The organism is Acinetobacter sp. YH12098 (assembly GCF_013419235.1).
Classification (GTDB): domain Bacteria; phylum Pseudomonadota; class Gammaproteobacteria; order Pseudomonadales; family Moraxellaceae; genus Acinetobacter; species Acinetobacter amyesii.
On the sequence record NZ_VPAO01000030.1, the window covers coordinates 34,732 to 49,610 of the forward strand.

The 14,879-nt window shown below is 40.4% G+C and carries 10 protein-coding genes, 1 tRNA gene and 1 pseudogene; 4 read left to right on the top strand and 8 right to left on the bottom strand.

What is annotated here, in order from left to right; all coding sequences use genetic code 11:
* Positions 1-50: 50 nt before the first annotated feature.
* The 5 genes from FTU38_RS11165 to FTU38_RS11185 are packed head-to-tail and all read right to left on the bottom strand — an operon-like array spanning position 51 to position 4,730.
* Positions 51-995: an endonuclease NucS domain-containing protein gene (locus FTU38_RS11165; protein ID WP_180111203.1), complete on the bottom strand. Its 945-nt coding sequence runs from the start codon at positions 993-995 to the stop codon at positions 51-53.
* Positions 995-2,260 (bottom strand): restriction endonuclease subunit S, encoded by a 1,266-nt coding sequence (locus FTU38_RS11170; RefSeq protein ID WP_180111205.1) that lies wholly within the window; start codon positions 2,258-2,260, stop codon positions 995-997. Before FTU38_RS11170 ends, FTU38_RS11165 begins: the two co-directional genes overlap by 1 nt.
* Complete coding sequence (locus tag FTU38_RS11175) at positions 2,250-3,773, bottom strand: type I restriction-modification system subunit M (protein WP_180111207.1); 1,524 nt, start codon at positions 3,771-3,773, stop codon at positions 2,250-2,252. Before FTU38_RS11175 ends, FTU38_RS11170 begins: the two co-directional genes overlap by 11 nt.
* Positions 3,773-4,393, bottom strand: a complete 621-nt coding sequence (locus tag FTU38_RS11180; protein WP_180111209.1) for a restriction endonuclease subunit S — start codon at positions 4,391-4,393, stop codon at positions 3,773-3,775. The genes FTU38_RS11175 and FTU38_RS11180 overlap by 1 nt, the downstream gene beginning before the upstream one ends.
* Positions 4,394-4,439: 46 nt before the next feature.
* Entirely contained in the window at positions 4,440-4,730 is a 291-nt protein-coding gene (locus FTU38_RS11185) for a hypothetical protein (RefSeq protein WP_180014671.1), read from the bottom strand.
* 449 nt (positions 4,731-5,179) lie between these two features.
* Between FTU38_RS11185 and FTU38_RS11190 the strand changes: the two are divergent.
* A pseudogene (locus tag FTU38_RS11190) lies at positions 5,180-5,428 on the top strand (hypothetical protein); the annotation flags it as partial.
* Positions 5,429-5,803: 375 nt separating this feature from the next.
* Positions 5,804-7,429: an NAD+ synthase gene (locus tag FTU38_RS11195; protein WP_180105912.1), complete on the top strand. Its 1,626-nt coding sequence runs from the start codon at positions 5,804-5,806 to the stop codon at positions 7,427-7,429.
* A 266-nt stretch (positions 7,430-7,695) separates the two neighbouring features.
* Here the strand turns inward: FTU38_RS11195 and FTU38_RS11200 are convergent.
* Positions 7,696-7,772, bottom strand: a tRNA-Met gene (locus tag FTU38_RS11200).
* A gap of 167 nt (positions 7,773-7,939) precedes the next feature.
* Between FTU38_RS11200 and FTU38_RS11205 the strand changes: the two genes are divergently transcribed.
* Both FTU38_RS11205 and FTU38_RS11210 read left to right on the top strand, forming a co-directional pair.
* Positions 7,940-8,356: a hypothetical protein gene (locus FTU38_RS11205; protein WP_180111211.1), complete on the top strand. Its 417-nt coding sequence runs from the start codon at positions 7,940-7,942 to the stop codon at positions 8,354-8,356.
* Between the two features lie 293 nt (positions 8,357-8,649).
* A complete protein-coding gene (locus tag FTU38_RS11210) occupies positions 8,650-9,090 on the top strand; it encodes a universal stress protein (RefSeq protein ID WP_180111213.1) in 441 nt (146 codons plus the stop codon).
* A 100-nt stretch (positions 9,091-9,190) separates the two neighbouring features.
* Here FTU38_RS11210 and FTU38_RS11215 read toward each other — a convergent pair whose 3' ends face one another.
* Positions 9,191-9,508: an MGMT family protein gene (locus FTU38_RS11215; protein ID WP_180011029.1), complete on the bottom strand. Its 318-nt coding sequence runs from the start codon at positions 9,506-9,508 to the stop codon at positions 9,191-9,193.
* A gap of 73 nt (positions 9,509-9,581) precedes the next feature.
* The coding region (locus FTU38_RS11220; RefSeq protein ID WP_180111215.1) for a BapA/Bap/LapF family large adhesin at positions 9,582-14,879 on the bottom strand (5,298 nt) is incomplete at its 5' end.

Genomic DNA, 14,879 nt, shown 5'->3' on the forward strand with positions numbered 1-14,879 from the left:
CCTCTCTAAATTTAATAAATCAGATTTTCTATTCTTTTCAAGTTTGAAAGTTATTCAAAAACTTTATTCAGCTTAAAACTCAACTGATAACGATAAAACTCAATATTCTGAGCCACACTCAAAGCACGACGAATTCTTAAGTCATCTTCTAGTGCAATGATGACACCTTTCACTTGCTGATCTGCCTCAGCCAATTCATCTTTGACATAACCCATATAGCGTTGAATTTGCCCCACAACACGATCACTTGCACGACCACGTTTTAGCTCAACAACAAGCAACGTTTTCTTATCCTTGCTGATTGCCAAGATATCGATAGGACCTGTATCCGATGGATACTGTTGACCGACCAATTGATCTTCTTCGGTATAGATGTCGTATGTTGCTCCCAACTCAGTTTTAGACCAGTTCTCTACCAAGAAATGCTCTAAATGCTTTTCTAAAGCAAAAGCTGCTGGGTCTTCGAGTACTTCATCAGGTTCTAGATGCTCAACTGTTTCTTTGCCTTGAATAAGCGATTTAAGCTCTTCTGCATACTTGGTTAGATTACAAACTGTACCCACTGATCCCGATGAGTTTTTTAGCTCTTGAGACATCAATTCTCTAGGTAGAGTCTGTTCAAACCATTCAACTTTTCTACGATGGCTTAACTCACCAGAAGGTACGTAGTAATAGTCTGAAATGACTTTACCTACTAAGTAATGACCATCCCCACGAGGGGTAAGAATGATGTCACCTTGTTTAATTCCTTTTGAAAGGGTATGTAACATGCCACATGCTAAGCCTGCCGAAATCTTAGTTTTGTCAGGCAAAGCATTGAGATAAACAGGTATAAAACGATGATTAAACTCACGCCAATCATCAGGCAAATCATGTGTTAAGTCTTGATCAATGTTCCAATTGGCAGCAATAAAGCCGCCTTCTAGAAACTCTTGAGCAAATACAGACTTCGCACCCGCCATAATGCGATAATAGCTAGGCATCATTTGCATCATTAAGCAGCCACCTTGACACGTTTTTTACCTGTTAAAAGTTGTTGCATGAGTGCTTTTTTCTTTTGCTTTAGGCACTCAAGTTTTTTCTGCAATATCTCAATTTCTTGATCTGCTGTAAAAAGAACTTCCGCAATCTTTTTCTGCTCAGCAATCGTTGGTAATCTTAATATTAACTTCATTAATTGATTTTTCGACAAGTTATAACGTGTTGCTCCTTGTCCAAGAATCGATATCTGCTTTCTTATATTGCTACTACGCAAAATATAAGCTGCAAACTGAGGAAGTAAAACTTTAAAATTATTCAATCTAAAACCAAAACAAAAGGAATTAAGATATAGTCTTTCCACTTCTTCCAATAGAACTGATGACATACCAACTTCATCAGCAGTTTCGGAAGATGTTGTAAAAAATATATCTCCATACCGTACAGAGTTCTGATTTTCATCTTCTTTAACAACCACGTAATCGACTTGATTAATATCAATTCGGCTATTTTTGAAGATATTCATGTAAGTGATGTATGGAACACCACTTCCAAAATCATCTTTAGTTTTACCCGTCAGCCCTGTAAAAGTATTTCCAAGATTTCCAAGTGAATACTCATTCCACTCTTCGCTAAAATTAACCCCATTCTCATCAAGCAAACGCTTCTTACCTGTCAGCAATTGTTGCATTAATGCTTTTTTCTGCTCTTGGCTATTTTTAATCAGTTGTTCAGTAGCTGAAATCGCTTGATCCCAAGTAGAAAGGATCTGGGCAATTTTCTTTTGCTCTAAAAGAGGAGGTACTGGTATAGGATAGTCCTTAACCATCTGAACATTCAGATTTTGTACTCCTCCACCTGCAAATTGATCTCTTGTAGCAAGATATCGATAATAATTAGTGTTTAAGAGTAATTTAATAAATTCACTCTCAATCTTTTTGCTACATTTGATTAATGTTAAGCTTACATAAACGCTAAATTCAAAATCAATATTAACTACAGCAGCTTCGCCAATTCCCGCCCCCACACGAGTTAAAAGAATATCACCTCTTTCAGGCTTCGTATTTTTAGTAAGCTTTTTATGCAATTCAACAGAAATATACTGAAAGTAATTCAAATCTAGGCGCCCATTTTGGACATTTCTGGCAGAAAAAAAAGGGATTCCTATCGATGCATCAACGTATTCAGGTGTAGCTGCAACACCGCAAGTTATTTTCGCCACATCTCCAAACTTTTTAATTTCCCAATTATTTGGTAACTCTTTAAAATAATCAGTTCCCATAACCCAACTCCTCTAAATACTTCGCCATCTGCACTTCAAGTTCAGCAAGTTGAGTTTTTAACTGCTCACGCTCTGCACGTACAGCAACCAAATCAATCTCAGCTTCTTCCTCAAAGGTATCCACGTAACGAGGAATATTCAGGTTGTAATCGTTGTCTTTCACTTCCTGCAAAGTCGCCAAATACGCATATTTATCTACACTTTCGCGAGCGCGATAGGTTTCAACAATCTTGGCAATATTCTCTTCTGTTAAGTTGTTTTGGTTTTTACCTGACTTAAACTCACGGCTCGCATCAATAAACAAAACAGAATCATCCGTTTTTTGCTTTTTGAAAATTAAAATCGCAGCAGGAATACCTGTACCGTAAAACAGCTTTTCAGGTAACCCAATCACCGCATCTAATAAGTTTTCGTTAATCAACTTCTCACGAATCTTGCCTTCAGAAGAACCACGGAATAACACACCATGCGGAACCACAACACCCATACGACCCGTAACAGGTTTTAGCGTCTCGACCATGTGCGAGATAAAGGCATAATCCCCTTTAGTCTTTGGCGGTAAACCACGACGGAAACGACCAAACTTATCATTTGCCGCATCCTCATAGCCCCACTTGTCTAATGAGAATGGCGGGTTTGCAGTCACAATATCAAATAGCATCAAATCGCCATTCTTATCCAATAATTTTGGATTACGAATCGTATCACCCCATTCAATTTTGTGGTTGTCTTCACCGTGCAAGAACATGTTCATCTTGGCTAATGACCACGTTGAACCAATCGCTTCTTGCCCATAAAGCGCATATTCTTTGCTGTTGTGATTTGATACAACTTTACGACCACACTTCATTAACAGTGAGCCAGAACCACATGCAGGGTCACAAATACTGTCGCCTTTTTGTGGATCAAGTAACTCCGCAATTAAGTCCGATACTTCAGGTGGCGTATAAAATTCACCTGCCTTTTGACCACCACTTGCAGCAAAGTTTTTAATCAAAAATTCATAACCGTTACCAATCACATCAAGTGAACCCACACGGCTTGGTTTAAGATTCAACTCAGGCACAGCAAACACTTCTAAGAGGTCTTTTAGAATCGTATTTTTTTGCTTTTCTTCGCCCAATTTATCGGTATTAAACGAGATATCTTGGAAGACACTTTTGCCTACATCTTTCAGCTTTGTACCATTGGCTTCTTCAAGTGCATGTAAAGCCATATCAATACGTTCACCATTGCTGGGCTCAAAACGACGCTCAAGCAAGGTATAGAAATTAGATTCACGAGGCAGTACAAAACGCTCGTTTTTCATCATTTCTTCAATCAGTTCAGGTTCATCACCATACTCGTTTTTATAATTATCGTAGTGGTCTTGCCATACATCAGAGATGTACTTTAAGAACAGCATTGTCAAAATATAGTCTTTATAGGTATCTGCACTCACCGTGCCACGGAATACATCACATGCCGACCAAAGGGCTTTATTGACGGTATCTTGATTAATTTGAGTAACCATTATTTGTTTCCTTGGAGCAGTTGTTTAAACATGCCCATCATCATTTGTTCACGATTTTTAAGTAATTGCTGGGTCAAGATCTGCTCTTGCTCCCAAAGACGGTTTAATTCGATTATGCGTTGCTGAATGTCCAAGCTAGGGACTTCAACCTCAAATTGGCTGACTGTTGATACACTAAGCATCGGCATCTTAGAACCCTGACTTTCTTTGCGTAACTCGTATTGCACATTAGGTTGGTTTAAGTACCAGCATAAGTATTCAGGCACTACATTTTGATTTGGCATTAGAATCAAAAACTGACTACTCACAATTAAGGGTAATGCTTTTGATTGATCTTGATTGCCTACAAAATAATGTGCTTTAAGATACTCTCCACGACAGGGTAGCAACACGGACTCAGGCGATACGATTGCGTTATCCTTACCCTGCCAATCAATTTGCGGTAAAGCATCAGCAAAAAGCGTATAGCCACATGTATCCGTTGCAATGTTTCGAATATCTTTGATCTGCAATACGTAGGCATTGCCTGACTCGACTTCTTCAACCTTTTCACGAAATGTAAAACCTGTGCGAATCTCGGCAAGATCGCTCAGTTTTACGACTTTCTTTATATTTGACATAAATATTTACTCTAAAAGAGATTAAGCCGTCCTTGGCTCAATCCATTTATGATGCTTTGCTTAAGTTTTCTTGAAGCCAATTACTGACGTCTTTAGTTCCTTTTGAATCAAGGTTGTACCAAGCAGCCTCATTTTGTAAGCGAGTCACTAATAATCCGTCATCACCATCCATGACTTTGAATAAATCTTCTGCAATTTGTGATGCTGTTTTTTCAGAGGCAATTAACCAACATGACTCCAAAGGATGGCACCAATTACCTAGAGACATAATTTTTTTATAAAGCTCGTCATAGTTACGTTGTTTACGCAGGTCATAGTTGATCTGATATACTTTCATGTGTTCTTAACTCCTAATGTTTAGTCGCGTTAATAGTTTTGAATACGATGACAGGCGGCCACCTGTCATCACTAAAATTACACAGTAGAACAGCTATGCATTCCACATAACTTAAATATTGGAGTGCTTTTGACTTAATGTCAAGAATTATTTTTATGCAGTAGATCATCTACGAAATATTGATTGCACTATCTTAGTGAGATTTAGAATACTCTTCTCATTTATAGCGTTACTAGCTAGGAAAAACACAAAGCGTCATACAGTGACGTTCTTAATACTGTCTGAAAGATATTTCCTTTATGACTCTCTATATTTGTGAGCCTTGATTTGTAACAAAATGCAACACGACTAAAAATTAGCTGTCCATTTTTTGAAGGAAAGCAATGGACTATATTTAGAAAATAATTTCCATAACCCCTTAATATCTCTATGTCCATTTTTTATAACTTATAAGTGAAATGACCCATGTTTATCAATACCAGCAGCAGATCAATGTTTTGGGTCGAGGTGCTGTTTTACAGATGGCGTATTTCTTTAGTTTTAAAAAATATAATCCATACCGCTATACCCTCAAAGCACACAAGGCATTTTTTGACTACAACATTGAGCAACAAGGTGACATTGCACGTGACATCTATTTAAAGCGAATTAAAAATATTATTTTATATCCAGAACTTGTTCATCAAATTGAGCTATAAAGCTTCCATGCTCTGTAGCGAATATTTTTAGATAAAATTGAATATCGCCTGATCATTCTATTTCACACTATTGCTCGACCATTGACGCTATTTTGAGTACAAAAAAACAGCATTAATATTTACTTTATGGCACATAAGCTCAGCTAGGCTTTTAAAAGCTATGAATACCTCTAGTATCTCGCTTAAATTCAGATAAAATAGGTTCACCTTATTTTTTTGCTTTGCATCAAAACAAGTGAATTATCATACGATGATGGTGTTTTGTTTTCGCCTTTCGGCAGTATTTTTCGTATCTAAATACACTCGCTGAATAATCACAATAATACAAATCAGTGTGTTAAGTGTATTCACCTATAGGAATAGGATTTAGTTGGAATGAATAGTTTTAAAATTGCACTTGCTCAGTTCTCTCCGCATATTGGTAACCTAGAATCAAACGCAGCAAAAATGCTTCAACAAGCCAATGTTGCAAAAGAACAGAACGCAGATATTATTGTTTTTCCGGAACTTTCTACAGTTGGTTATCCTGCTGAAGATTTATTATTACGTCCAAGTTTAAATAAACGTACACAGCAAGCTTTTGAACAATTAGCGAGCATTAAGGACATCGTTTTAGTCTTTGGTTTTGTAAATCAAACTGAAGATGGTCAGCGCTATAACTCTGCTGCTGTCATGAAAAATGGTCAAGTTCTCGGGATTTACAATAAACAAAATCTTCCAAACTATAGCGTTTTTGATGAAAAACGTTATTTCAGTGAAGGTCATCAACACCTTGTCTTTGAATATTTAGGTCATAAGTTTGGTGTGTTGATTTGCGAAGATGTTTGGGCATTACCAACTGTTCAACAGCTTGCTCAGTTAAATGTTGAAACCGCTTTGGTTTTAAATGCTTCACCTTATGAAGTTGGTAAACCACAGCATCGCATTGAAACCATGGCTGCATTGACCAAACAATTGAACATCAATTTGGTTTACTGTAACCAAGTGGGCGGTCAAGATGACCTTGTCTTTGATGGCACAAGCTTTGTGATGAACAATTCAGGTGAAGTTGCATTGCAAGCACCGAGTTTTGTTGAAGATCTATATATCGCAGAATACGATGCTGAACAAAAAGCCTTTAAAACAGGTGCAATCACGCCTGTATTAAATACCATGGCTGAAATCTACCAAAGCCTTGTAATCGCAACCCGTGACTACGTACAACGTTCAGGCTTCCCTGGCGTGATTTTAGGTCTATCTGGTGGTATTGACTCAGCATTAACTTTAGCGATTGCTGCCGATGCGATTGGTGCAGATAAAGTTCAAGCGGTCATGATGCCATATACTTATACTGCACAAATCAGTGTTGAAGATGCTGCTGAACAAGCCAAGAATATGGGCGTGACTTTTGGTATTGCCGAAATCAATCCAATTGTGAATGGCTTTATGCAAACCTTATTCCCTTTCTTTGGAGCTGCACCGACTGATGCGACTGAAGAAAACCTACAAGCGCGTTCTCGTGGTACGTTGCTAATGGCCTTATCGAACAAGTTTGGCAATTTAGTCCTTTCTACAGGGAACAAGTCTGAATTATCTGTTGGTTACTGTACATTGTACGGTGACATGGTCGGTGGCTTTGCAGTTCTTAAAGACGTTTATAAAACGATTGTATTTGAACTAGCAAAATACCGTAACAGCATTTCAGAAACACCAGTGATCCCTGAACGTGTAATTACTCGTCCACCTTCTGCGGAACTTCGTCCAGATCAGAAAGACCAAGACTCTCTACCTGAATACGAAGTATTGGATGCCATCTTGTATGCGTATATCGAAGAAGACATGAGCCAAGATGACATCATTGCCAAAGGTTTTGATGCTGAAATTGTGAAAAAAGTCATCCGTTTGGTTGATCTAAACGAATACAAACGTCGCCAAGGCGCAATCGGTCCACGTATCAGCTCACGTGCATTTAGCCGTGAACGTCGCTACCCGATCGTGAATGGTTGGAAACCGGGTATCTAATTACTCGATTCAAATCAAAAAGCCCAGTTCTATCACTGGGCTTTTTTTTATAGGCGCAAAAAACACAGCAGTAAATATAAAAAGTAATTGAGATGTGTATTTCAAAAGTTAGGACATCAATGCATAACATCAAAGATTTGAGTTCTCTTTTTTTCTACATAAACATCGTAAATAGATCATTTTATTAGTGCTGTAATTATTTCAATCTATTTGACTTTTTCTAGGCACAAAAAAAGAGACCAAGCTGAGAGCTTGGTCTATAAAAATGGTGGCTATGACGAGACTTGAACTTGTGACCCCCGCATTATGAGTGCGGTGCTCTAACCAACTGAGCTACATAGCCGTAAACTGTGGTGGCATTATCTAGATTTCACACATTATCGTCAAGCATTTTTGTTTGCAATTGTTCAGAGTTTAAACAAGCAAAGTTCAAGATGTTACTATTTAAGCAAATCATGCTATTTTTAGCCCTAATTACTATATTTTTTGATTAAAAATTAGAGTTTTATCATGCAATTTAATCCGATAAAAAAAACCTGTCTGACCCTCAGCCTTGCCGTCATGACCTTGACGGGCTGCCAAATCGTTTCGCCTATTTTTGTTGACTACTATGGTGTGCGACGTGATGTGGCGACTTGGATTAATAAACAGCCCTTATTGAGCATGCAACAAAAGCGCAGCATGGCTCAACTTAGCCGAGCACAGCAACCCATCATTCGTCTCGACTTCAATGATCAGGAGAAATTAGTCAGTGTTGCGCGCGCCAATGAAGCTGCGATGTATTGTGCCAATCAGCATTTATCAGCGCGACAGATTCAACGCCTACAAAAACAGATCTTCCCTGAAGATTCGTTGCATAAATTAAGCTTGCTTGAGCAACAAACGTTGCATATTACCCTGACAGAGCAAGAAAAACAGTGTGATTGAAACCAAGTCAACTGATGGATGAATTATCTAGGCTCAATTTTTTCAGCACCAAATTGTCTTACAATCTAGACATAGCTGCTTACATTATTGAGCATTTTTGCTATCGCTAAGCATGGTGAAAACAAGTCCATATTTTTGCAATATTTTTATTACTAATTTCGCAATATCCTTATGAATTTACTTGGTTTTATTCCTAAATAAAAAAGCGTATGATGAAACTATGATCAATGTAAATAGCGCTTTTTTTCAGGTTTTTCCATCCAAATTCAATTGATCAGATAAGGAGAAATATAATGGCTTTAAATAATATTTTAGTTCCAGTGGACGGTTCAGAAACTTCTTATGCTGCGGTGGCTAAAGCTGTCGAGTTTGCAAAAACTTTTGGCAGTAAAATTACTGTGGTTCAAGTACTGACGCTCGATCCATATATTGCTGCAGAGTATATTTCAGCAGCACAAACCAATGATTTAATTGAACGTGCTCGTGCATCGATTTTAAATACACTTGAAGAAGCAAAAGCGAAATTTTCAACTGAAGGTGTCACTGTTGAAACTCGCTTACTTGAAGGTCAAGTGGTGCATACTGAACTGGTTAAAGCTGCAGAAGAGGCACATGCAGATTTGATTATCATTGGCTCACATGGCCGTACAGGGATCAAAAAATTCTTCTTGGGTAGCGTAGCTCAAAGCGTACTGGGTGCTTCTGACATTCCAGTTTTGGTTGTGCGCAAATAAGCCATTAGATTTATAGCTTAAAAAAGCCTTCTGATCCTAGAGGGCTTTTTTATTGACTGCGTCATCAATATAAAAAACGCTTGTTGAAGGCAAGGATTTTTTAGGGTAACCATTGATATTGTTTCAATGAGATGCGTCCATTCACCACAAAGACATTTTCAGCTGCCAATTTCAATTGCTGGATATTTTCACCTTTTTCATTGCAACGCTGCGTGCTGATTTTTCCCTGAGCATTCACCACCCGATGCCATGGGATCGTTGATGTTGTATCTAGATGCTTTAGTACATAGCCAACCAGTCGTGCATGCTTAGGTAAACCCGCTAATTTGGCAATTTGTCCATAAGTGGCAATCTTTGCTTGCGGTATCAATTGAATGACCGACAAAATTTGCGTTGCCAACTCATCACTCTGCTTCATTTGATATCCTTTGAACCGCATAAAAAAAAGAGAACCCGAAGGTCCTCTTTGATTAATACTTAATTTTGACAGATTAGTACAGTAATTGGTTGTGATCGATTAGATCTTGTAAAGTCACATCGGTATTTTTCAAAGTGAGTAATTCAACTTTATCGCCAAATTTAGACCCTGTTCCATCACGATCAATGCTGATCACAGTGTTGCCCTTGCCATCCGCTTTCACCGAAACAAACTGATCAATATTCGACTGATTGACATTTTGACCTTGTAACAAGGCTTTGATATTCACTTTATCGCCTTCAGACGCATTAAAGTCATTCCAAGTATCATCCCCATTACCGCCCGTAGCATCGGCTTGATCCAATACTTTATAAATAACTGTATCAATGCCCTCTTTGGTGGTGAATTGATCATTGCCCGCAGTACTGGTGATTTCATCGTTACCGACACTTCCTGTGAAGTTCACACCTGCTTTAATGGTCAAGGTTGCCGCTGAAATATCACCATTTGGCGCAACAAGTTTATACGTAAACTGTTCTGCTGCACCTGAGGTAAGATTCGTATCTTTAAGGGTATAGGTGTAACTACCATCTGATTTCACCACCATTTCGCCATATTTCGCCGTAATGGTTGTACCCGTGGAACTCACTTGGGTAAAGGTTAAGCCACCATCTTTAGACACATACAAATCTGTATATTTTGAAGCGACAGTATCAACACCAAATCCATCATTATCAGTTAATAAATTGCCTTTGGTTGCAGCGTTCGCAGCAGATTTTACGGTAAAGCTATCAAGGTCAATAATGCTCCGCGAAATGACCGCCGATACACTGCCGCCCAAGCTTATGCCTTTATTGGTTACGGCTTGAATCGTATAGGTTCCTGCTTTCAACCCATTGACCGTGACAGAATTACCATTTGGCAATAGACCAATAACATCAACTACAGTCGAAGCACCCGAAGTCGCAACCAATTTACCTTTTTCGTCGTAGACGTTAATCGTGGTATTACCCAGTAATGAAACCAGTTGTGAAGAACCAAAATCAACTTTGATGTCTTCTACAGTCCCATCTGCAACGGTGATTTTGGTCGAACCTGCTTTCGTGCCACCAAATCCAATCGACCAACTGTAGCTAATTGAACTTGAATTACCTGTAGATACCGTATTCGATGCATCCAAACCGATCATGTCAATATTGTTGGTAGCAACAACTGTACTTGCATGATCTTTTGGCTCCGCTGCATTCCAGTTCAACGCCAAATCGCTTTGCGTATCAATGTGAATTATCAGGTCAGCACTACTTGCTTTGCCCGAAACCGGATCAACCACGGAATAGCTAAACACTTCTGCCTTACCAATCGCTGTGACATCAGCTTTCGGTTTATAGCTATACGAGCCATCTTGATGAATGGTTAATGTGCCATAGTTCCCTTTGACTGTGGTCGTACCATTGATCAATTGGCCATTGATACTGTTGACGATTGCACCTGCTGGAACAGCGTCCTGACCATAAAGTGCATCATGATCTGAGATGACATTTCCTTTGGCTTCTTCTACATGGCTCACTTCAGGTTCTACTGAAGTATCAAACACTTTTAACGATAGATTTGCACTGACCGATGTTGCAAGACCAATAGCCGAACCACCGACAAACTCAAACTTATATTCACCTGATTGTAAGTTTTTCGCGCGTACAGCCGTTTCTTCGCCAAAGATGCCGATAAAATCTAATAAACCATAGTCTTTATTCGACGCGATCAGCTTCCAGCTACCATCGGCATTTTTCACAAATAGTCGCATTTCTGCTTTATCAAACAGGTTGATCAATGAACCTGTATGTACACTGATCGTTGCCTCACCAACTTCTTGATCCCCGATAGAGAAGTAACCTGTATGTACTTTTGAACCAATATTAATCAGATCAAAAACATTGAATAGTTTATTGGTACGGACTTCTTCAACTGGATATTCAAAGTTGATGTTAGCATTGACTAGATTATCTGCTGCGTGAATGCTAACAGTTGGCGCGATTAATTCTTGAGGTGCAGACTCACCACCATCATCTTTCGCAGTCACTAAAATGTGCTGACCATCTGTCACTGCTGGCTGTAAGACAACTTTGAAATTGCCTTCAAGATCAGCAATTGCAGAGCCTAGAATGGTTTTAGCATCTGCGGCATACACTGTGATATCCGAACCCGCTTCGGCATGACCCGTGACCACAGCACCTTGACTATCTAAAGTTGCAAATGGTGTTGCTGGTGCGTACAAGTCTGGTGCCAATGCTGGTGTAGCTAAAGATTCGCCACCTGCATCTTTTGCGGTCACTTTCACTTGCTCGCCATCCACAAGTGCAGGTACAAGTGCAATTTGATAATAACCATTGGCATCCGCAGTCGCTGTACCCAATGGGGTTGTGCCTTTGCTACCACCGTATACGGTAACAATGGCAAAAGCTTCGGTCACACCTTCCACAGCAGAACCTGTTGCATTGACTTTCGCTGTCGGTGCATCAGGGGCAAATAGATCTGGGGCTTGCGCTGTGATTGCTGGTGATTCACCGCCTGCATCTTTCGCCGTGACGTTTACTTGCTCACCATCCACCAAAGCAGGCTGAAGTTGAACGCTATACACCCCATTTGCATCGGCTACAGCCGTCCCAAGCTTTTGCTTCGAATCAGAGGCATATACCGTCACTTCTGAACCCGGTTGAGCTATACCAAAGACAGTAGAGCCATCTTTTTGGTTCACTTCCGCAGTTGGAATTACCGGCATAGTTGCATCCATTAAATCATCTGATGCATAACCTTGATTCCCTGCTTGATCAGTAGCAGTCGCTGTATATGTGCCTTCTGCTGCTGTTGCAGGAATTTGTGCGATGAAATGATCATTGGCATCGACACTAACATCTATATCTTTGCCTTGTGGATCAGTTATAGAAACTTTCGCACCTGATTCAGTTTTACCTGTAATGGTTGCAGAGCCATCTGGATTTGATGTGACTTTAAAATCATCGATTTTCGGCGCAACTTGGTCATCTAGATCTGCTGTTGCAGAACCTTGATTTCCGGCTTGATCTGTTGCTATTGCAGTATATGTCCCTTCCGCAGCAGGTGATGGAATCGTTGCTGTGAAATGACCGTTGGCATCTACACTTGCAGGATAGGTTTGACCGTCTGGCGTAGTAATTTCAACACTTGCACCCGGTTCAGTTTTACCTGTCACCGGTGCAGAACCATCGGCATTTGCATCAACTTCTAGATCATCGATTTGCGGTGCAACTTGGTCATCTAAATCTGCTGTTACAGAACCTTGATTTCCAGCATTATCCGTTGCCGTTGCGGTATAGGTACCTTCTGCAGCAGGCGTTGGAATCGTTGCTATAAACTGACCGTTGGCATCCACGCTTGCAGGATAGGTTTGACCGTCTGGCGTAGTGATTTCAACGCTTGCACCGGGTTCAGTTTTTCCTGTCACCGTTGCAGAACCATCGGCATTTGCATCGACTTCTAGATCATCGATTTGCGGCGCAACTTGGTCATCTAGATCTGCTGATGCAGAACCTTGATTTCCTGCTTGATCTGTTGCTGTTGCGGTATAGGTACCTTCTGCAGCCGGTGATGAAATCGTTGCTGTAAACTGACCGTTGGCATCAACTGTTGCAGGATAGGTTTGACCGTCTGGCGTAGTGATTTCAACGCTTGCACCCGGTTCAGTTTTACCCGTTACCGTTGCAGAACCATCGGCATTTGCCTGAACCGCAATACTCACTTCAGCAGTGCTATCAATTGTTGTGCTCGTCGCTACTTTTTGACTCGAGTTTCCGGCAGCATCTTTCGCAATCGCTTCAATATGATAAAGACCATTTGCCAGATGTGATTTTGATTGGTAACTCCAGTTGCCTTGAGCATCAACAAGTGCCTGTCCTGTTTCTACCACATTTCCGAGTTGATCTTTCACACTTACGGTAACAGTTACACCTTTTTCAGTTTTTCCACTAAAACTTGGAGATGGATCTGTAATAACACCGACATCATGAATATCAATAAGTGGTGGAATGGTATCGACAATAAATTGTTTAGTTGATGGTGCACTGATATTACCAGCGATATCTTTCGATATAGCTTCTAAAGTTAATAATCCTTCTGGTAAAGCAACCGATGGTGTATACGTCCATTTCCCTGTTGCCGTATCAAGTTTCGCTAAGCCTGAATCCAATAAATTATTTTCAGCATCATAAATATTGATCAGAACTTCCGTACTTTTGCTCGATGTGCCAGAGAAAGTCTGTTTATTGTTGTTGGTTAGTGGAATTGACGGTGTGGATAACGTCGTCGCTCGCATAACAAATGTAGCGAGCGGAGCCACAGCTGGAGCTGCAAAGAAATCAAAATCATCAATATCAACAGTTGGCGGAGTCGTATCGATTTCAAACCCATCATTTGCTTCAGCTGTATTACCTGCTCTGTCCGTTGCAATTGCAACAGCCGTATATTCACCATCATCTAAATTACGAGGAGGTGTAAATGTCCAAGCACCGTCTGCAAATACACTTGCTTGGCCTTCAAATTTCACCACGCCTGCAGAGTCTTTAATATATACGTAGACAGATGCACCCGGCTCAGTTTCTCCACTGATCGTTGGTGTTTGATCATTTGTTATGATTAGATCATCGATAGTAATGGTCGGTGCTGTGGTATCCACACTCGCCACGCTATGTGAAGCTGTCGCGGCTTGACCTGCATTGCCTGCCGCATCGCTATAGCTACCTGCAGCAATATCCAACTTAACGTTTGCCGTACTTCCATCGTTGCCATTCGCCACGACTTTAGCAGTCCAACTTCCATCGGCTTGTTGTGCTAAGTCTGTCAGTTTTCCGCCAGTGACCTGTACATCGTCCGCATCGAAACCAATGACTTTTTCACTGAAGCTGATTTTCACATCGCCATTATCCGCAATGCTAATCGTTGCTGTTGGGGCTGTGCTATCGATACTTGCCACGCTATGTGAAGCAGTTGCGGCTTGACCAGCATTGCCTGCCGCATCGCTATAGCTGCCTGCAGCAATATCCAGTTTCACGGTCGCTGCACTACCGTCAGTGCCATTCGCCACAACTTTACCGATCCAACTTCCATCGGCTTGCTGTGCTAAGTCTGTCAGTTTTCCGCCAGTGACCTCTACATCGTCTGCATCAAAGCCAACGACTTTTTCACTGAAGCTGATTTTCACATCGCCATTATCTGCAATGCTAATCGTTGCTGTTGGGGCTGTGCTATCGATACTTGCCACGCTATGTGAAGCTGTGGCTGCTTGACCTGCATTGCCTGCCGCATCGCTATAACTTCCTGCAGCAATATCCAGTTTCACGGT